At 40.6% G+C, this 19,046-nt stretch carries 18 protein-coding genes, 1 pseudogene and 2 riboswitches; of the genes and pseudogenes, 11 read left to right on the top strand and 8 right to left on the bottom strand.

Annotated elements, in window-relative coordinates; all coding sequences use genetic code 11:
• Positions 1–482 precede the first annotated feature (482 nt).
• The gene (locus QI30_RS12535) at positions 483–785 is read right to left on the bottom strand and encodes a hypothetical protein (RefSeq protein WP_020189021.1); all 303 of its coding nucleotides are present in this window, start codon (positions 783–785) and stop codon (positions 483–485) included.
• A 12-nt stretch (positions 786–797) separates the two neighbouring features.
• Positions 798–1,964, bottom strand: a complete 1,167-nt coding sequence (locus tag QI30_RS12530; protein ID WP_126990978.1) for a pyridoxal phosphate-dependent aminotransferase — start codon at positions 1,962–1,964, stop codon at positions 798–800.
• 104 nt (positions 1,965–2,068) lie between these two features.
• On the opposite strand from QI30_RS12530, the gene QI30_RS12525 reads away from it, so the two are divergent.
• The 5 genes from QI30_RS12525 to QI30_RS12505 all read left to right on the top strand — a co-directional run bounded on the left by QI30_RS12525 (position 2,069) and on the right by QI30_RS12505 (position 7,092).
• Positions 2,069–2,860 (top strand): carbon-nitrogen family hydrolase, encoded by a 792-nt coding sequence (locus tag QI30_RS12525; protein WP_126990977.1) that lies wholly within the window; start codon positions 2,069–2,071, stop codon positions 2,858–2,860.
• Positions 2,861–2,942: 82 nt separating this feature from the next.
• Positions 2,943–3,043: riboswitch (SAM riboswitch) on the top strand.
• An 86-nt stretch (positions 3,044–3,129) separates the two neighbouring features.
• Positions 3,130–4,131 (top strand): methionine ABC transporter ATP-binding protein, encoded by a 1,002-nt coding sequence (locus QI30_RS12520; protein ID WP_020189024.1) that lies wholly within the window; start codon positions 3,130–3,132, stop codon positions 4,129–4,131.
• Between the two features lies 1 nt (position 4,132).
• Positions 4,133–4,822: a methionine ABC transporter permease gene (locus tag QI30_RS12515; RefSeq protein WP_020189025.1), complete on the top strand. Its 690-nt coding sequence runs from the start codon at positions 4,133–4,135 to the stop codon at positions 4,820–4,822.
• 12 nt (positions 4,823–4,834) lie between these two features.
• Positions 4,835–5,668 (top strand): MetQ/NlpA family ABC transporter substrate-binding protein, encoded by an 834-nt coding sequence (locus tag QI30_RS12510; RefSeq protein ID WP_020189026.1) that lies wholly within the window; start codon positions 4,835–4,837, stop codon positions 5,666–5,668.
• 473 nt (positions 5,669–6,141) lie between these two features.
• Complete coding sequence (locus QI30_RS12505; protein ID WP_126990976.1) at positions 6,142–7,092, top strand: L-threonine 3-dehydrogenase; 951 nt, start codon at positions 6,142–6,144, stop codon at positions 7,090–7,092.
• Positions 7,093–7,262: 170 nt separating this feature from the next.
• On the opposite strand, the gene QI30_RS12500 is transcribed toward QI30_RS12505, so the two are convergent.
• Complete coding sequence (locus QI30_RS12500) at positions 7,263–7,583, bottom strand: general stress protein (protein WP_020189028.1); 321 nt, start codon at positions 7,581–7,583, stop codon at positions 7,263–7,265.
• 220 nt (positions 7,584–7,803) lie between these two features.
• Between QI30_RS12500 and QI30_RS12495 the strand changes: the two genes are divergently transcribed.
• Positions 7,804–9,420, top strand: a complete 1,617-nt coding sequence (locus QI30_RS12495; RefSeq protein WP_020189029.1) for a long-chain fatty acid--CoA ligase — start codon at positions 7,804–7,806, stop codon at positions 9,418–9,420.
• Between the two features lie 42 nt (positions 9,421–9,462).
• Here the strand turns inward: QI30_RS12495 and QI30_RS12490 are convergent, their stop codons facing one another.
• Positions 9,463–9,972: a QueT transporter family protein gene (locus QI30_RS12490; RefSeq protein WP_020189030.1), complete on the bottom strand. Its 510-nt coding sequence runs from the start codon at positions 9,970–9,972 to the stop codon at positions 9,463–9,465.
• Positions 9,973–9,980: 8 nt separating this feature from the next.
• Positions 9,981–10,025: riboswitch (PreQ1 riboswitch) on the bottom strand.
• A gap of 216 nt (positions 10,026–10,241) precedes the next feature.
• Here QI30_RS12490 and QI30_RS12485 point away from each other — a divergent pair.
• Genes QI30_RS12485 through QI30_RS12475 form a run of 3 tightly spaced genes read left to right on the top strand, consistent with a single transcriptional unit; the run spans position 10,242 to position 13,070 of the window.
• Entirely contained in the window at positions 10,242–11,231 is a 990-nt protein-coding gene (locus tag QI30_RS12485; protein WP_020189031.1) for an ABC transporter substrate-binding protein, read from the top strand.
• Between the two features lie 17 nt (positions 11,232–11,248).
• Positions 11,249–12,280 carry an ABC transporter permease gene (locus QI30_RS12480; RefSeq protein ID WP_020189032.1) on the top strand — a complete coding sequence of 344 codons (1,032 nt, stop codon included), beginning with the start codon at positions 11,249–11,251 and terminating at the stop codon, positions 12,278–12,280.
• The gene (locus QI30_RS12475) at positions 12,273–13,070 is read left to right on the top strand and encodes an ABC transporter ATP-binding protein (protein WP_020189033.1); all 798 of its coding nucleotides are present in this window, start codon (positions 12,273–12,275) and stop codon (positions 13,068–13,070) included. The genes QI30_RS12480 and QI30_RS12475 overlap by 8 nt, the downstream gene beginning before the upstream one ends.
• A gap of 213 nt (positions 13,071–13,283) precedes the next feature.
• On the opposite strand, the gene ilvA is transcribed toward QI30_RS12475, so the two are convergent.
• Positions 13,284–14,543 carry a threonine ammonia-lyase IlvA gene (ilvA, locus tag QI30_RS12470; RefSeq protein ID WP_126990975.1) on the bottom strand — a complete coding sequence of 420 codons (1,260 nt, stop codon included), beginning with the start codon at positions 14,541–14,543 and terminating at the stop codon, positions 13,284–13,286.
• A 216-nt stretch (positions 14,544–14,759) separates the two neighbouring features.
• Here ilvA and QI30_RS12465 point away from each other — a divergent pair, with 216 nt between their 5' ends.
• A complete protein-coding gene (locus tag QI30_RS12465) occupies positions 14,760–16,970 on the top strand; it encodes an ATP-dependent helicase (RefSeq protein ID WP_126990974.1) in 2,211 nt (736 codons plus the stop codon).
• 2 nt (positions 16,971–16,972) lie between these two features.
• Positions 16,973–17,275, top strand: a complete 303-nt coding sequence (locus QI30_RS12460; protein WP_020189036.1) for a hypothetical protein — start codon at positions 16,973–16,975, stop codon at positions 17,273–17,275.
• A 159-nt stretch (positions 17,276–17,434) separates the two neighbouring features.
• On the opposite strand, the pseudogene QI30_RS20980 reads toward QI30_RS12460, so the two are convergent.
• The 3 genes and pseudogenes from QI30_RS20980 to QI30_RS12445 all read right to left on the bottom strand — a co-directional run.
• Positions 17,435–17,718: pseudogene (locus QI30_RS20980) on the bottom strand (IS3 family transposase); the annotation flags it as partial.
• A gap of 166 nt (positions 17,719–17,884) precedes the next feature.
• Positions 17,885–18,580, bottom strand: coding sequence for a bacillithiol biosynthesis deacetylase BshB2 (bshB2, locus tag QI30_RS12450; protein ID WP_126990972.1), 696 nt, complete (start codon positions 18,578–18,580; stop codon positions 17,885–17,887).
• Between the two features lie 14 nt (positions 18,581–18,594).
• Positions 18,595–18,948, bottom strand: coding sequence for a YojF family protein (locus QI30_RS12445; RefSeq protein ID WP_126990971.1), 354 nt, complete (start codon positions 18,946–18,948; stop codon positions 18,595–18,597).
• Positions 18,949–19,046: the final 98 nt, after the last annotated feature.

Below are 19,046 nucleotides of genomic sequence, written 5' to 3'. Positions count from 1 at the left end.
CTAAAAAGAAAAACACTTTCAAAGGAGGTAAGCTCTTTGAAAGTGTTTTTTTTATGGGCAAAAACCAAGTGTATTCGCACGAAAAAAACTGAAGGTCATTAAATATGAAGTTAGTAAACATGCAAGGAACGAAATGCTAGATGTATAAGGGACATCGTATGAGCAAGCAATCAAAGAAAAAGGCGTTATCATGAGCATACCCGGTAAAGGCATGTTCGCTGATAACGCCAGCATTGAGCTATTCAACTACGATAATACGCATGTTTTGGCAAAGCTAAATCCCAGCTGAATGCCGAAAAAGGTAGTGAAACAAGAATTTGACGGCGACTCCTAGGGGAGCCCTATCTCTTAGCATGAGCGGAAGACCCCGCAGTGAGCTTGCGAGCGAGGAGGCTTCCGCCATGCCCCAGGAAAGCGTCCGTCAAATTCAGTTGAAGGAAATTGCCCTTTTTTTCTCACTTTCAAATGAGATTTCTTCTTTTTTATTCCTTAGCCTTAATGTCCTTATACGCCTTTGGTGAAACGGCGTACATAATTTTACCGGCGACAATGGCAATAACGGCCACGAGTAAAATTTGAATGATAAATTCAAAAAATGAATTTACCGGTAATTTTAGGCGTAGCATGACCATGAATGCTAAAAAGACACCAAGCGTTGTGCCAAAACCATAAATGAAAACAACTTTCTTTTTATCTTGATTGCCAAGCTGATTTAGAACATAGCGCTGTGTCGCAATGCTTATAAAGCCAACAAAGGCACTAATAATTAATGAAATGATAACCACAAGTGTCACCTCTTAAGCGAATAGATTAAGTGTGGCGATGCGCTCCATTGCTTCGTGAATACGGGCCTCATCAACGAGTAAACCGACGCGAACATAGCCCTCGCCGTGCTCACCAAAGCCATTACCAGCCGCAACGGCAACATTGGCTTTAGCAAGCAGTACATCCGCAAACTCTTCGCTTGTCATACCCTTTGGCACAGGTAGCCATGCAAAGAAGCTACCCGCTGGAATGGTAATGTCCCAGCCGATTTTTGCGGTAGCCTCTTTTAAAGCATGACGGCGTGCCTCGTAAATCGCTAGTTGCTCCGTCACACATTGCTGTGAGGAGGTTAGCGCCACGGCACCGGCATGCTGGATAGCAGGGAATAGACTGCAATAGAGATGGTCCTGAATAAGATTTAAGCCAGCAATCATGTCGCGATTTCCGACTGCAAAGCCAACGCGCCAGCCGGCCATATTATACGTTTTTGATAGCGTATAAAATTCAACACCGATCTCTTTAGCGCCCGCGGTTTGCAGGAAGCTTGGTGGACGAATGCCATCATAGCCAAGTGAACCATAGGCGAAATCATGCATCACTGCAATATCATGCTCCTTGGCTAATGCGACGGTTTCAGCGAAAAATTCGGGTGTTGCAACAGCGCCTGTCGGATTGTTTGGATAGTTGATATACAAAAGCTTTGCAGCCTGTTTTTGTGCCGAAGTTAATGCATTGTAGTCCGGTAAAAACTGATTGTCAGCCGTTAGTGGCATCGTTTCAAATTGGATATTGGCTAGGGCTACACCGGATAAATAATCAGGGTACCCTGGGTCAGGTAATAGCATCGTATCACCCTCATCTAGCATAACCATTGGCAATTCGACTAAGCCTGCTTTGGCACCGAATAAAATGGCGACTTCCGTATTAGGGTCAATATCAACATCGTATTCACGTTTATAAAATGTGGCGATTGCCTCTTTAAACTCTACTGTACCACGAAATGGTGAATATTTGTGCATGCTAGGGTCAGCGGTTGCTTGCTGCATCGCCTCAATAATATGTGTTGGTGTTGGACGGTCCGGGTTCCCTTGTCCTAAGTTAATGACATCGCGTCCTTCTGCCACTGCCTCTGCCACATTTTTTGATAGCTTCGCGAAAAATTGCTCAGGAAGTTGTTGCATCTTTTTTGATAATTTCATGTAGGTGCCTCCAAAAATAATCTATTGTATAATAGAAAGAAATATTCTGAAAATTATTCTCATAGTAGACCTTTTTCAGAAAAATGTCTATAGGTGGTGTCGTGATGAAATTAGGCTGTATTCAATTTAAAGTCGCAACAGGCGATGTAGAAAAAAACTATGCACGCGTAAATGAATTAGTACGCGAAGCACATGCAAAAGGTGCAGAACTCGTCGTTTTACCAGAGATGTGGAATTCAAGCTATGCACTGAAAAAATTAGACGAGCTAGCAGAACCAAATGGCGAGCGCGCAAAGAAATTTTTAAGTGAGCTTGCGAAGGAGCTAGGCATCCACATTGTTGGTGGCTCTGTTTCAACGAAAAAAGGCGACAAATTTTATAATACGATGCTTGTATTCAATAAAGACGGTGAGCAGGTTGGTGAATACGACAAAGCACATTTATTCCGCTTGATGGATGAGCATTTATATTTAGCAGCGGGCTCAGGACAAAATAATTTCAAATTAGGTGACTTAGATGCGGCGGGTGTCATTTGCTATGATATTCGTTTCCCAGAATGGCTACGCCTCCATGCGCTAAACGGTGCGAAGGTCATTTTCGTTTCGGCACAGTGGCCAACACCTCGCATTGATCATTGGAAAACATTATTACAAGCGCGTGCGATTGAAAATCAATGCTTTATCGTTGCGGTAAATCGTACAAGTCATAAGCCGGAAAACTTTAACGGCAACTCAATGGTGATTGAACCGTGGGGTGAAGTATTATGGACGGGTGATGCAGAGGAAGAGCTAGCGATTGTCGATGTTGATTTTGATAAGGTCGATGAGGTACGCAAAAAAATTCCTGTGTATGATGACCGTCGCCCAGAGCTATATCAAGATATTTTGAAAAATTAAGTTTTTTCTGAAAAAATATTGACAATGGACGTAAAAAGAAATACTATTGATGACATAATCATAAAAACAACTAAATAACTAGGATTTATCAAGAGCGACGGAGGGATAGGCCCGATGATGTCCAGCAACCCCCATTATGGGAAGGTGCTAATTCCTACAGAATGTATTTCTGAAAGATAAATAGCGTTTATTATAGAAAGCGTCTTTCAGAGGAAAGGCGCTTTTTTGTTTTCTGAAAAAGTAATTTTACAAGAATAAGAGGTATGCGCATGATTGAAATAAACAATGTCTCAAAAGTATATCGAGCAAAGAAAAAAGAAGTTATCGGTGTAGATAATGTCAATCTTACAATTAATGACGGCGAAATATTCGGAATAGTCGGATATTCAGGTGCCGGGAAGAGTTCATTATTACGTTGCATCAATTTATTGGAGCAGCCAACAGATGGTGAGATTTTAGTTGATGGCCAAAATTTAATGACACTATCAGGTAAAGAACTACGCCAGGCACGCCTAAAAATCGGTATGATTTTTCAGCATTTCCACTTGATTGACCAAAAGACAGTCGGTGAAAATATTGAGTTTTCATTAAAGGCTGCGAATGTCGCAAAAGACAAACGCGAAGCACGCATTAAGGAACTACTCACAATGGTTGGGCTGTCTGATAAGAAGGACGTTTTTCCCGGTCAGCTATCAGGTGGTCAAAAGCAACGTGTAGGTATCGCAAGAGCGTTAGCGAACGAACCAACGATTTTATTATGTGATGAAGCCACATCCGCACTCGACCCGACGACAACGACAGCCATTTTAAAATTATTGAAAAAAATTAATCGTGAGCTTGGTATCACCATCGTCTTAATCACGCATGAGATGGAAGTAGTCAAAGAGATTTGTGATCGCATGGCAATTATGCAAAACGGACGTGTTGTCGAGCATGGCAGTGTGTACGATATTTTTGCCAATCCAACAAATCCATTAACGCAGGAATTTATCGGCAGTGTTGTGTCTTTTGATATTCCATCAGAAATTATGCATACATTTAATGGCACTATCGTCAAAGTATTATTTAAGGGCGATACCGCAGGGCAAGGAATTATTTCCGATATGCTACAGCAATTTGAAGTACGAGGAAATTTCCTTCACGGTACGATTGAGTACATACAAGAGCGTCCACTCGGCATCTTCATCATGGAATTAATCGGTGACGGACAAGATATTAACCGCGCCATCACGTATATGGAATCTCGCGGCGTAACAGTGGAGGTGCAGTAATATGTTTGATTTCGCTCATTTTACATCGATGCTCCCAGACATTTGGACATCCTTTGGCCAAACGCTATTAATGGTTGGCATTTCATTAGTAGTCGTACTCGTTATTGGGTTGCCACTTGGCTTATTATTATTCATCACAAGTCATGGTTTTTTCGCCGTACGTAACTCCGGCAAAAAGGTAAATCGCATCGTCAATAATGTGTTAAGTTTTGTAATTAACTTTGTGCGCTCGATTCCATACATTATTTTATTAGTCGCACTTATTCCGTTAACTAAAGTGCTTATTGGTGACACAACAGGTCCACTCGCTGTGAGTGTTTCGTTATCTGTTGCGGCCATTCCATTTTTCGCACGACTTGTCGAAACATCATTAAAAGAAATTAGTAAAGGGGTTATCGAAGCGGCAATCGCAGCAGGTGCCTCTCCTTGGTTAATCATCAAGGAAGTATTATTACCAGAAGCAAAATCAGGGATTATTCAAGGCATTACGATGACAATCATTAGCCTGATTGCGTACTCTGCGATGGCAGGTACAATCGGCGGCGGTGGTGTCGGAGACTTAGCGATTCGCTTCGGTTACTATCGCTATGACGATACGATTATGATTGCGACGATTGTTATTTTAGTTATTCTCGTTCAGGCTGTACAAATCTTGGGCGATACGATAGCAAAAAAAGTGAATAGAAAATAGGGGGATTTGAATATGAAAAAGTGGTTAGTAGCAGTTTTGTTAGTTATTGTGACCGCAGCACTTGCGGCGTGTGGTAGCGGTGACGCGAAAGATACAGACAAGGAAACAACGTCAAAAGAAATTACAATCGGTGCAACAGCCGGTCCATATAGCGATATGCTGAAAAAGGCCATTGTTCCAGGTCTTGAGGAGAAAGGCTACAAAGTAACATTAAAAGAATTCAGTGATTATATCCAACCAAACAATGCATTAGATAACGGCGATATTGATGCCAACCTATTCCAGCACTCTGTATACTTAGAAAACTTCAATAAAGAAAATGATACAAAATTAAAAGCATTAATTATCGTGCCAACAGCTCCAATGGGCTTCTTCTCTGAAAAATATAAAACGATTGATGAATTACCAGAAGGCGCTAAAATCTCAATTGCAAATGACCCATCAAACTTAGCACGTACGCTGAAATCATTAAAAGAACAAGGCTTAATCGAAATTAGCGACGATGTAGATCCATTAGTCGCGTCAACAAAAGATATTACGAAAAATCCGAAAAACTTTGAGTTTAAAGAAATCGAAGCGGCTGGCTTACCACGCGCAATCGAAACATCTGATTTAGCGGGTGTCCCAGGAAACTTCGCATTAGCAGCCAACTTAAACTTAGAAGATGCGGTATTTTTAGAAGATATGCCAGATCAATTCCGTAATGTTGTCGCAGTACGCGAGGCAGACGAGAATTCACAGTTATCAAAAGATATTAAAGCCGTAGTTGAATCAGCAGATTTCGAAAAAACAATCGATACAGAATTTAAAGGCTTTGGTAAACCAGACTGGATGAAAAAGAAATAACATGTAGTACAAGCATGGCTGGGACAAAACATGACATTTTCTTTTTTAGCGTTCGCAACGAAAAACCGGAACCGCGCTACAGCGCAGTTCCGGTTTTTCTTATGCTCATATGAACAGTTGTTTTTATACGTATGTCCCAGCCTCGTTTTTTTGTAAAAAACGAAAATATGTCTAAAGTGTGACGTTGAATACCTGCCAAAAGAAAGCGTTTTCTTAATGTATACTATGCTATTTACCTACCTTTAAAACTAAATTGTTTTACGTCTAAATGCTTATGTCTTTTAAAATATGTGTTTTTTGAGAATACAAATATTGTTTTCTTAAAGAATACATTATATAATATAAAAAACAAAAAACATTGATAAAACAGCGTTTGTAAAGATATTTTTGTACACCTAGAAAATACATTTGTTTTTATTTTATATATGTGTTTTCCAAAAATACATTTGTAAGCTGTAAGAGGAGGAAAAGAAATGAAGAAAATCATGATAACAGGTGCTTGTGGTCAAATCGGTTCAGAGCTAGTAGAGAAGTTGCGTGTGGAGTATGGGACAGAAAATGTTCTTGCGACAGATATTCGCAAACCGGTAAGCTCTTCGGGGCCATTTGAAGTGCTTGATGTCATGGATGCTGAACGCATGTATGACATCGCAAACGCTTTTGGCGCAGATACATTAATGCATATGGCTGCTCTTCTTTCTGCCACTGCTGAAAAAGATCCAGTATTTGCCTGGAACTTAAATATGGGTGGCTTAATGAACGCTCTTGAAACGGCTCGTAAATTAAACCTACAATTCTTCACACCAAGCTCAATCGGCGCATTTGGTCCATCAACACCAAAGGACAATACACCGCAAGATACGCTACAACGTCCAACGACGATGTATGGCGTCAATAAAGTAGCGGGTGAATTACTATGTGATTACTATTACACGCATTTCGGCGTGGATACGCGCGGTGTCCGTTTCCCAGGCTTAATTTCAAATGTGACGCCTCCAGGTGGTGGTACGACAGATTATGCAGTCGACATTTATTATCAAGCTGTAGAGAAAGGTCACTATACATCTTATATTGCGGAAGGTACGTATATGGATATGATGTACATGCCAGATGCACTGCAAGCGATTGTTGATTTAATGGAAGCAGATAGTGACACACTCGTTCACCGTAATGCATTCAATATTACAGCGATGAGCTTTACACCAGAGCAAATCGCCGCATCAATTCAAAAAGTAATGCCAAACTTCACGATGGACTACGATGTCGACCCAGCGCGTCAGGCAATTGCAGATAGTTGGCCAAACTCTTTAGATGATAGTGCTGCAAAAGCGGAATGGGGCTTTAAAGCAGCCTATGATTTAGATAAAATGACAGTCGATATGCTTGAAAAATTACGCCGTAAATTATATCGCACAGCTTCATAACGATAAATTGAAAAAGAGGCTGTGACAAAACACGTCATTTTCCTTTTTTAGTGTTCGCAACGAAAAACCGGAACCGCGCTACAGCGCGATTCCGGTTTTTCTTATGCTCATTATGAACGGTTGTTTTTATGCGTATGTCAAAGCCTCTTTTGATTGCTTAAAAGTACTGTTTATTTTGTCGCCACAACGACTAATTTCCCCGCATCCAAATGTACATCGAGTGCGTTTGCCTGCTCATCGGTAACGCCAAGTGACATGAGCTGTGTTCGTAGTTCAGATTCTCGGGACGTAAATAAATTTTTAACACTGTTCATAACACCTTGTTCGGCTACGCCAACCTGTGAAATATGTAATGCTTTGGCGATATCATCAGCGCGATCCTCATACCGTGAAAAAACATAAATTTGGTCTCGTTCAAAGCCTTCTTTCAATAATAAATCAACTTGATTCTTTAAACGTACAGCATTTTCAACAACAAAATAATTCATCATAAAAACCTCTCCTTTGTCTTGCTATAGTTTTTTGTTCCCGTTTTATAACGTAAGATAAACGGCTCAAAAGAAAAAACGTAAATTTTCTCTATAAGTTAATTAAAATTCTATAAAAATAAAATATTTTCTAAAAATTCTGGATTTTTAACGAATAATTTTATACACTATTTTATACAGGATTTGGTAATCTTGACAACAATGCTTAGGGGGATGGTTAACGATGATGGATACACAACTAGTATTAAATGGTTTTGTAAAACGGGTCGAGACGTACTTTCCGCATAAAGAAATCGTATCACGTACATCAGCGGACAAGATTCACCGCTTAACGTATAAAGATTTCGCGACTCGTACACGTAAGTTGGCTTCAGCATTAGAAAAAATAGGGATGACAAAAGGGATGAAGGTAGGGAGCTTTGCGTGGAATCAGCATCGCCACTTAGAAGCTTATTTTGCAGTGCCATGTACAGGTGCAGTGCTACATATGATTAATATTCGATTGGCAGATGAGCACTTAGAATACATTATTAATCATGCACAGGACGAAATTTTATTAGTCGATATTGATTTATTTGAAACGATTGAACGTATTCTACCGAAACTAACAACGGTTAAACAGATTGTCGTGATGAGTGACTCAGATGATTTACCAGAAAGCCAGTTTAGTGCGCTTTATTCATATGAAAAGTTACTAGCTGAGGCACCGGATGATTATCAATTCCCGACAGACTTAGATGAAAATTTACCAGCCGCAATGTGTTATACAAGTGCTACAACAGGTTTCCCTAAGGGCGTCGTGTATACACACCGAGGGCTTGTGCTACACGCCATTAATTTAGGGTTAGTCGATTCATTTGGCTTATCTGAGCGTTCAGTGGCACTACCGGTCGTGCCGATGTTCCATGTAAATGCATGGGGGATTCCGTTTGCATCGGTGAACTTTGGTGCAAAGCTGGTGTTACCAGGGCCCAACTTTACGTCGCACACATTGATTGACTTAATTGAAGAAGAACGTGTGACATTCACTGCAGGTGTTCCGACAATTTGGATGGGTGTGCTACAGGAACTTGAAAAAACACCGCGAGATATGTCATCACTTGAAATGGTCGCAGCAGGGGGCTCTGCATCACCGCCCGCACTGATTCAAAAATTCACGCATAAATTTGGCATTCCATATAAAACGGTGTACGGTATGACAGAAACGTCACCGATTGTATCTGTGGCGGCTTTAACATCTGAAATGGATGATTGGAGCGAAGAAGAAAAAATCGCCGCCTTATCTACACAGGGCCTAACAGTGCCTTTAATTGAAACGGAAATCATTAACGAGGACGGCGAAGTGCCAGCGGATGGCCAAACGATGGGGGAGCTGCGTATTCGTGGCCCGTGGATTTCAAGTGAATATTATAACGATGAGCGCACGATTGATGCGTATCGCGATGGCTGGTTATATACAGGTGATATTGCGGTGCGTACGCCACAGGGGAATATTAAAATTACCGACCGTACGAAGGACTTAATTAAATCGGGTGGTGAATGGATTTCATCAGTGGACCTTGAAAATGCGCTAATGGCACATGATGCGGTATTTGAAGCAGCAGTCATTGCAATTCCACATATTAAATGGCAGGAGCGACCACTTGCATGCGTCGTATTACAAGAAGGTTATGACACCTCTGTGAAGGATGAGCTTAAAACCTTTTTAGCGACACAAGTAGCAAAATGGTGGATGCCAGATGATATTGTGTTCGTACGAGAAATTCCAAAAACATCGGTTGGGAAATTCTTAAAGGCCAAATTACGTGATGATATGAAGGATTACCAACTGACACCATAATAAAAAGAAGGCATCTCCTAGTGTGGGGAGTGCCTTCTTTTTTTAAATCAATTCCTTAAAGTTCAAGCGTTTGTTGAGGGCTTTCATAATTGGAATACCAGCAAGTAGCACAACGAATTCGCCAACTGCACATGTAAACCATGTTAGCAGGAAGGGAAGTTGAAAGGCTAAATGTAGCTCAAACGCAATAATCGACATCGTGAATGTAAAGACAAGCATCGTCGCGATCATACGCGCTGTTTCACCCTTAATATAGCGGCTGATTAAAATAACGGCAACAAGTGAAATCACTGTTTGACCAACGCCGAATACTAAATCATACCAACCAAGCGGTGAAAATAAATTCGTTATGAAAACACCTAACACGATAGGAACGATATATTTTTTATTGAACGCAATTAAATGATTGAACATTTCGGCAACACGGAATTGAATCTGCGTAAAACCAAAAGGCGCAACGAGCATGGCAACGGCAACATAGAGTGCTGCGATGATGCCACTGATTGCGATAGATCGTACTTTAGAAGACGATCGTTGCATTGTATTTTGCATATTTTTTTCGCTCCTTAGTTTTTTTACGTGGGATGGTCTCGAACCACGGTCAGAAGTATATTTTAGCGATTTTTATAAAGAAAGTCAAAAAAGACGTAAAATGTTCATGCCATAAAAGTGTTGTTAAAACTAAATTTTTATGCTTTAATACTTTAAAGCGTAACTGTTTAACGTATAAAATTATCTAAATATTCATAATTTTATTGACGATTTAATTTTCAGTTGCAATAATAGCAAATAAGACTACATAGAACATGGGGGAAATAGGGATGAAGAAACGTTTTAGCTTACTAGCATTAACAGCGACAGCAGCGTTAGCACTAGCTGCATGTGGCGGGGATAAAGCAGCAGATGACAGTTCAAAAGCAGAGTCAGGTGACAAAACATATAATGTTGGCATCTTACAATATGTGGAGCACCCTTCGTTAAATGAAGCAACAAAAGGTTTTAAAGCAGCGCTTGATGAAGCGGGTCTTGACGTGAAATATCAGGAGGAAAATGCACAGGGTGATGCGAGTATTAATACGACAGCGGCAAATAACTTAGTCGCAGCAGCACCAGATGTTATTTTCACAAATGCAACTCCATCTGCACAAGCTGTGGCGGCAGCAACGTCAGATATTCCAACCTTATTTACATCTGTAACAGATGCGGTAGGTGCGGAACTAATCGATTCAATGGAAAAACCAGGCGGCAATGTAACCGGTACAGTAGATACACATCCAGATGCGATTCCAAATACAGTGAAGTTTTTAGCGGAGGAATTAGAGGCGAAAAAAATCGGCATGGTCTTTAACTCAGGTGAGCAAAATTCACGTGTGCAAGTAGATCGTGCGAAAGAAGCAGCAAAAGAGAACGGTGTCACAATCGTTGAGGCATCAGCTTCTACTTCAGCAGAAGTAAAACAAGCAACGGAATCATTAGTTGATAAAGTAGATGCATTCTACATTATCACAGATAATACAGTAGTTTCAGCATTAGAGTCTGTATTAGACGTAGCAGAAGCAAAGAAAAAACCAGTTATGGTTGGTGAGCTTGATTCTGTAGCACGTGGTGGTTTAGGTGCTTACGGCTTCAGCTATTATGATATTGGTAAAGAAGCGGGCGAAATGGCGGCTGAGATTTTAGAGGACGGTAAAAAACCTGCCGATATTCCAGCAGCATACCCAGCAAATTTAAAATTCGAAATTAATAAAGAAACTGCAGATAAATTAGGCATCGACATCGATAAAGACTGGGATGCAGAGGTAGTTGAATAAATAGGAGATGATTCAGTATGTTTACAGCACTCTTTGGATCTGTTGAACAGGGGATTATCTACGCAATTATGGCACTTGGCGTGTACCTTACATTCCGGGTTTTAGATTTTCCAGACTTAACAGTAGACGGTAGCTTTGTAACGGGCGCTGCAACAGCCGCGACGATGATTACATTTGGTTATAATCCATTACTTGCAACATTATGTGCACTACTAGCGGGCTTTGTCGCTGGTAGCATCACAGGGATTTTACACACGAAAGCACATATTAATGAGCTTTTAGCCGGGATTTTAATGATGATTGCACTGTATTCGATTAATCTTCGAATTATGGGCTTAACGACAGAAAATGCTGTAGGACGACCAAATATTCCATTATCGAATTCAGATACCGTATTCACGATGCTACATAATTTTTGGTCAAAATTAGGCATTGATGACACACTTAACAATCTTTTAGCCGCAACAGGCTTAACGAGCTTACCTCGTACATGGGGTATCGTGATTGTGATGTTTATCGTCGTCTTTATTCTTAAATTTATTTTAGACTGGTTCTTAAAAACAGAGTTCGGCTTAGCATTACGCGCTACAGGCGACAATGTGAAAATGATTCGTAGCTTTTCAGCGAATACAGATAGTGTGAAAATTTTTGCATTAGGATTATCGAATGCATTAGTGGCATTATCAGGTGCATTAATCGCACAGCTAAATAAATTTGCGGATGCTGGTATGGGGATTGGGATGATTGTTATCGGCCTTGCATCGGTGATTATCGGAGAAGCTATCTTCGGTAAGAAAACGATTGTCCGTGCAACACTTGCAGTTATTTTCGGGGCGATTATTTACCGCGTCGTCATTTCACTTGCGTTACAAGTGGAATTCCTAGATACAGGTGATTTAAAGTTAATTACAGCAATCGTCGTTATTATCGCACTTGTTATTCCATATGCAATGGGTAAATATAAAGAGAAAAAACGTCGTGCAAAACGTCGAGCTGAGCTGATGAGACAAGTCGCTACGATGCCGGAAGGGGAGAAGCCACTTGCTTAATTTACAACATATTCATAAAATTTTTAACGAGGGCACTCCCGATGAAAAAATCGCACTTAATCATATTAATTTAACGCTTGAAGCGGGCGATTTTGTGACGATTATTGGGAGTAACGGTGCGGGTAAGTCAACGATGATGAATATGATTTCAGGCGCACTCACACCAGATGTGGGCTCGATTACAATTAATCATAAGGACGTCACAGCGCTCCCTGAATATAAGCGCTCAAAATACATTGGTCGCGTATTCCAGGATCCAATGGCGGGTACTGCACCGACGATGACGATTCAAGAAAATTTGGCTCTAGCCTATTCGCGTAATAAACCACGTGGCCTGCGTAGTGGTGTATCCAAGGCACGTAAGGAAATTTTCTTAACGGCACTTGAGTCACTTCACTTAAACTTAGAAAATCGTCTAAATGCTAAGGTTGGGATGCTATCAGGCGGTGAACGTCAGGCATTATCGCTTTTAATGGCGACCTTTACAAAGCCAGATATTTTACTGCTAGATGAGCATACAGCCGCGCTTGATCCGTCACGCGCCGCATTGATTACTGGCCTAACAAAAGAGCTTGTTGAAAAGGATCAATTAACGACGCTAATGATTACGCATGATATGCAGCAAGCGATTGATTTAGGCAATCGCCTAATTATGATGGATAAGGGTCAAATCATTTTAGAAGTATCACCTGAGGATAAAAAGAACTTAACAATTGAAGATTTAATGAATGAGTTCCAGCGTATTCGTGGTGAAAAAATGGTATCGGACCGCGCCTTATTATCGACGTGAAAAATGCAGACACTTTCAAAGATGTACAAATCTTTGAAAGTGTTTTTTTGTATAACAAAAGAGACTGGGACAAAACACGTCATTTTCCTTTTTTTCGCGTGCGCAATGAAAAACCGGAACCGCGCTATGGCACGATTCCGGTTTTTCTTATACTCCTAGGAGCGGCTGTTTTTACACGTATGTCAAAGCCTCTATTTTCATTCATAGGATGGATTAAACGAGTAATGTAAATAAAGTGCTATCATTATTAACTTCCATATAGTCAAAGCCATTTGATTTAAAGCGTGCGAGCAGCGCATTGTAGTCGCCAGGATGTTTTAACTCGATGCCGACTAATGCAGGGCCGCTTTCTTTATTGTTTTTCTTCGTATATTCAAATGTTGTAATATCATCATTTGGACCAAGCACCTCTGTTAGGAACTGGCGAAGTGCGCCGGCACGTTGTGGGAAGCTGACGATGAAGTAATAAAGTAGCCCTTCATGAATCAATGACTTCTCTTTGATTTCCTGCATACGACCAATATCATTGTTACCGCCGCTAATAATACAAACAACGGCTTTGCCTTTGATTTGATCCTTGTAGTAATCAAGTGCAGACACGGATAATGCGCCCGCTGGTTCAGCGACGATGGCTTGCTTATTATAAAGCTCTAAAATAGACGTACACACTTTACCTTCTGGCACGACAACGATGTCATCGACCAATTGCTCACAAATTTTTGATGTAAGTTCACCGGCACATTGTACAGCAGCGCCATCGACGAACTTATCAATTTTTGGTAGCTCGACTGGATAATGCTCAGCAAGTGCTGCTTTCATGCTGGCAGCTCCTGCAGGTTCGACGCCAATAATTTGAGATTTAGGAGACAAATTTTTAATATATGTTGAGACACCAGAAATCAGTCCGCCACCGCCAATACTACCGAAAATGTAGTCGATTGGCTCCTCAATATCATTCATAATTTCTACGGCAACGGTGCCCTGACCCGCAATAACATCTAAGTCATCAAACGGGTGAATGAAGATATGATTTTCGGCTTCGCAAAATTCCTGTGCCGCTTTAGAAGAGGCATCAAATGTATCACCTGCTAAAATAATTTCAACATAGTCGCGTCCAAACATGCGTACTTGCTCGATTTTTTGATTCGGCGTAGTCGTTGGCATAAAGATATGCGCGTGAATGCCTAGATGGGCACACGCGAAAGCAACGCCTTGTGCATGATTTCCTGCTGATGCACATACGACGCCACTTTCACGGGCAGTCTCCTCAATTGTTTTAATTTTATAGAATGCACCACGTAATTTAAATGAACGTACATGTTGTAAGTCCTCACGTTTTAAATAGACGGTACAATCGTATTTTTTTGATAAGAAATCATCCTTCTCAAGCGGGGTGTGTTTGACGACATCTTTTAATAATTGATGTGCGATTAACACATTCTCAACTTGAACGCGTTTTTCAGTTGCTTCCATAGTATTGCCTCCTAGGTAAAATTATATTTGTTCATTTTAACATACTATTCCTAATAAAGTACGCAATTTTTAGTCAATTCAAAATATTTCGTTCATTATGCAGAAGAAAAGCGTTGTAGTGAGGTGGCCACGTTTTTTGAAAGCACCTACTGCCTTGTCAAAAGCAGAAATGTGTATAATAGAGGATAGATGATTTTTGAACGGAGGAAGTAATACATGGATTTTTTTAAGACGATGGAGCGTGTGACGGGTGTGGATCTAAATGATGTACAACGTAAGGCCGTACAATGTGCGGACGGGCCATTGTTGTTACTCGCATCACCTGGTTCTGGGAAAACGACGACATTAAATATGAAAATTGGCTATTTATTACTTGAGAAAAAAATCGCACCACAGCGCATTTTAGCAATGACGTTTAGTAAAGCGGCGGCACGTGATATGAGTGAGCGCTTTGAACGCTTTTTTGGCACATTGACGCATGAACGTATTCATTTCTCAACGATTCATAGCTTGGCTTATCAAATTGTGCGGCAATATTTTTATAAAACCGGTCGTCAGTTCCGTTTAATTGAAGGTACGAAGGATATGCAGTGGAATAAAAAAATCATTTTACGTAATCTCTTTACAGAAAAGCGAAAAACGCAGCCAACAGAAGATGAGATGGATGAGCTGTTGACGTATATTAGCTATGTGAAAAACCGTATGCTAGAAGGTGAGCGTTTAAAGGAAGCTCCTTGTAGTCTAACGGATGCGGCAGAAATTTTAACTCGCTATGAGGAATTCAAGCGCCGTGATGGGGTCAATGTGCTCTTAGATTTTGATGATATGCTAACATATTGCTATGAGATTTTACGCGATGACGAAGCAATTCGCACACATTATCAGCAGCAGTTTGAATATGTTTTAACCGATGAGGGCCAGGATAATTCTGTTATTCAGCATGAAATTGTCCGTATTTTAGCGGCACCACATAATAATTTGTGTATTGTAGCAGATGATGACCAATCGATTTTTTCTTGGCGAGGCTCAGATGTAGAAAAGTTACTCGAGTTTCCAAAAGTCTATCCAGATGCAGTCGTACTGACGATGGCACAAAATTATCGCTCGACAAAGGAAATTACCGATGTGGCAGACCATTTTATTAAGCGCAATAAAAAGCGCTATGATAAGAAAATGTTTACTGAAAATGGGCATGGGCGGCCACCAATCATTCATAATATGCGCCGTTATACGTTACAGCTCAATTATGTAGTAGAGGAAATTGAACGTACACAAGATGCGGGGGAAATTGCGGTATTGTATCGTAATAATACATCTGCTATCCGACTTGTGGATGCGCTTGAAAAGCATCAAATTCCATTTTATATGAAGGAAGTCGATGTGAAGTTTTTCCGTCATTTCATTATTGAAGATATTTTAAATTTTATGCGTCTGACATTTAATGATAAGCGAGCGGATATTTTAGAGCGCATTTACCCGAAAATGAATGCCTATATTAAAAAAGCGCAAATCACACAGTTGCTAAATAAAAATGACCGTACGACGTCTGTTTTCGATCAGCTTGCGACAAATGTGCATGCGCCTTATCAGGAGCAGGCACTTCGCAAGGCGAAAAAGAAAATTCGTACATTAAAAGATTTGCCACCAAAGGACGCCATTCAAATGATTCGTCATGACTTAGGCTATGAGAAGAGCTTGCAGCGTACGGCAGAGCATTTGAAATTAAATGAGGATCGTTTACTTGGTATCGTCACGCAGCTCGAGTATATTGCGGAGGGATTACCGGATTTAACGGCATTCGCGAAGCGTCTGACACGTCTTGAGGAAATTATGCGTCAATCAAGCGAGAAGCGCCCTGGGGTGGTGACATTGTCGACGTTCCATAGTGCCAAGGGGTTAGAGTTTGACCGGGTATATATGATAGACCTTGTGGATGGCATTATTCCAGCGCCAGATGATATTAAGGAATACAAAGACGGTAAAGAAGCGAAGATGGAAGAGGCTGTGCGCTTGTTTTATGTCGGTATGACGCGTGCCAAAACGAGATTAGAGCTATTAACCTATGAGCAAAATAATGAAGAAAAAACGGCCCCCTCTGTCTTCTTAGATGATGTAAAGGCTATCTTACAAGGTGAGAAGGTAAAAGACTTTGATTTTAAGGAGCCAGCAATTGAGCGTAAGGCAGTAGTGACCAATAAATCCTACCAGCAAAAAAAAGTGGCACGCGATATTCCAGAGGATGCAATTACAGAACGTAGTGACTTGCATCGCGGCATGGAAATTGAACATCATTTATATAGTAAAGGCTATATTAAACGAATTAATGGCAATGAGATTGAACTAGTTTTTGAGCATTATGGTACGAAGCAATTTATGATTGATTTTTGTTTGCAAAAAGGAATGCTTCGTCGTGTTGGAGAGGTTTAGCAATGGATGTACAACAAAAAGCACAGCAAACTTTTGAGCGTGTGTTAAAATTTTATGAAAAAGATGACCGTGTTGCATTGACGAAGGAAATGCAACAATTAATCGCTTTCGCTGCCAAGCAAGGCTATATTGATTATCAAATGCAGGTATTAATTTCACCGACAGAATTAGGTGAAGGCCAGATGACACATTTTTTACAAGCGATTATTTCCGCACAGGAAAATAATTGGCGTAAGAAATTACTGACGCATTCAAAAATTATGCGCCAGTGGTTCCGTTTAAATCGTGTCGTACGAGAATGGTAGAATAAAAAAAGAGGGAATCACGTTGGAACTGATCCACGAAAGTGAGACAAAGAAAAAGACACATTCTTTCAGCTGAATTTGACGGACGCTTTCCTGGGGCATGGCGGAAGCCGCCTCGCTCGCAAGCTCACTGCGGGGTCTTCCACTCATGCTATTCCCCTAGGAGTCGCCGTCAAATTCTTGTTTTGCCACCTTTTTCCGGTACTGAACTGGAGAAAGGTGGTTTAACTTTGCTAAAATTCGCGTATGATTATCGTAGTTGATGTAAGCTTGAACAGTTTGAACGACAACGTCATTTGTTGTTCTCAAAAGCCTTCAAGATAAAACGTTTCGCATTTTAAACTGGCGTGGAACGTTTCAATGATGGCGTTATCAGCGGGCGTGCCTTTACGAGACATGCTCATGATAACGCCTTTTTCTTTAACCGCTTGCTGGTATTCATATATGATGTGCCTTTAACTTTTATTTCATATGAATACGTCTGTTTTTTGCCCATCAAAAAACACCTCCAAAGATTTTTCTCTTTGAAAGTGTCTGTTTCTTTTTATATTGTCTCAGATTTTTAGGTCAGTTCGCGTTGGCGATTCCTTCTTTTTTTATAAACCGATATTAAAACGATTCTTCGAAATCTTGGTCCCATTTATACGAATACATCGACTCGTCAGTAAACCAATTACTTTCCGCTGTATCGCCTTCTTCTCGGCGTTTTTCTTCCTCTTGTAGCATCCAGCCAGTTTGAGAGGCATGTGCTTTCATTGAACCTAATTTATGTTCATAGACATCGCGAATATCATTAACGATGTCTGGTTCGCCAAGGCCTTCTACTGTATCATTAGCGAACGCGACACCATAGAGGCGAGGTCGTTCATTAACAGGCATACGACGAATGGCACGTACAACCGCTTTACATGTTGCTTCGTGGTCAGGGTGTACGGCATAGTTTGGATAGAATGTAATGACTAATGATGGTTGTAATTCATCGATTAATTTTGTCATCATTTGAACCATTTTTTCATCATCTTCAAACTCAACAGTTTTATCACGTAAGCCCATCATACGAAGGTCTTGAATTCCGATTGAATCACAAGAGGCTTGTAATTCTTTTTTGCGAATTTCTGGTAAACTTTCGCGTGTTGCAAACGGTGGGTTTCCTAAATTACGACCCATTTCACCTAATGTTAAGCAAGCGTATGTAATCGGCACACCCGCATTAGCATATTGCGCAAGCGTACCAGAGACACCGAATGCTTCGTCATCTGGGTGTGGGAATACGACTAAAATTTGGCTTTCTTGTTGTTCTAACATGAAAAAATCCTCCCTTAATAAGCGAAAGGCGTTTTACTAATTTCAAGCGCCACTGCTAATTTGCCCTCATAATCATGGCCAGCCATCAATAGGCGGCCTTGGTCATCTAACTCAAAATGTGTAATCCCTTGAGCATAAATCCAACCACCATTTGCTAGCTTTAAGCCAACGCGGTGAGGTGCCTCAGGTGTTACCTTTCCTAATTCGTATTGCACGACAACATTACGGATGAAGCAACCCGCATTAAATACTTTTTCATCAAAGTGGCTTGCGTAAGCACCGTTTGTTGTTTCTAAGTGAATATATACATCTTCGTTTGCGAAAGAGTTAATTAGCTCTTGTAGCTTTGTAATCTCAACTGTTTCCATTGTAAATCTCCTTCCGACGTTTCAAATCTATTTCTAATTATAGTGAAGTTGTCGCAGTTTGGCGATTTGTAAGCTCGGGAAAAGTGTTAAAAACAGTA

Source organism: Candidatus Kurthia intestinigallinarum (assembly GCF_003991225.1).
Classification (GTDB): Bacteria; Bacillota; Bacilli; order Bacillales_A; family Planococcaceae; genus Kurthia; species Kurthia populi.
The sequence above is the reverse complement of the archived record's forward strand: the minus strand, read 5'-3'. Positions and strand labels throughout refer to the sequence as shown.

What these genes read in the sequence shown, in the direction of transcription:
- QI30_RS12505 (WP_126990976.1), top strand. Translation starts at nt 6,142, where the DNA reads ATGAAGAAAATCATGATAACAGGTGCTTGTGGTCAAATCGGTTCAGAG.
- QI30_RS12445 (WP_126990971.1), bottom strand. Translation starts at nt 18,948, where the DNA reads ATGGAAACAGTTGAGATTACAAAGCTACAAGAGCTAATTAACTCTTTC.
- bshB2 (WP_126990972.1), bottom strand. Translation starts at nt 18,580, where the DNA reads ATGTTAGAACAACAAGAAAGCCAAATTTTAGTCGTATTCCCACACCCA.
- QI30_RS12500 (WP_020189028.1), bottom strand. Translation starts at nt 7,583, where the DNA reads ATGATGAATTATTTTGTTGTTGAAAATGCTGTACGTTTAAAGAATCAA.
- QI30_RS12530 (WP_126990978.1), bottom strand. Translation starts at nt 1,964, where the DNA reads ATGAAATTATCAAAAAAGATGCAACAACTTCCTGAGCAATTTTTCGCG.
- QI30_RS12480 (WP_020189032.1), top strand. Translation starts at nt 11,249, where the DNA reads ATGTTTACAGCACTCTTTGGATCTGTTGAACAGGGGATTATCTACGCA.
- QI30_RS12460 (WP_020189036.1), top strand. Translation starts at nt 16,973, where the DNA reads ATGGATGTACAACAAAAAGCACAGCAAACTTTTGAGCGTGTGTTAAAA.
- ilvA (WP_126990975.1), bottom strand. Translation starts at nt 14,543, where the DNA reads ATGGAAGCAACTGAAAAACGCGTTCAAGTTGAGAATGTGTTAATCGCA.
- QI30_RS12495 (WP_020189029.1), top strand. Translation starts at nt 7,804, where the DNA reads ATGATGGATACACAACTAGTATTAAATGGTTTTGTAAAACGGGTCGAG.
- QI30_RS12525 (WP_126990977.1), top strand. Translation starts at nt 2,069, where the DNA reads ATGAAATTAGGCTGTATTCAATTTAAAGTCGCAACAGGCGATGTAGAA.
- QI30_RS12490 (WP_020189030.1), bottom strand. Translation starts at nt 9,972, where the DNA reads ATGCAAAATACAATGCAACGATCGTCTTCTAAAGTACGATCTATCGCA.
- QI30_RS12510 (WP_020189026.1), top strand. Translation starts at nt 4,835, where the DNA reads ATGAAAAAGTGGTTAGTAGCAGTTTTGTTAGTTATTGTGACCGCAGCA.
- QI30_RS12520 (WP_020189024.1), top strand. Translation starts at nt 3,130, where the DNA reads ATGATTGAAATAAACAATGTCTCAAAAGTATATCGAGCAAAGAAAAAA.
- QI30_RS12465 (WP_126990974.1), top strand. Translation starts at nt 14,760, where the DNA reads ATGGATTTTTTTAAGACGATGGAGCGTGTGACGGGTGTGGATCTAAAT.
- QI30_RS12485 (WP_020189031.1), top strand. Translation starts at nt 10,242, where the DNA reads ATGAAGAAACGTTTTAGCTTACTAGCATTAACAGCGACAGCAGCGTTA.
- QI30_RS12515 (WP_020189025.1), top strand. Translation starts at nt 4,133, where the DNA reads ATGTTTGATTTCGCTCATTTTACATCGATGCTCCCAGACATTTGGACA.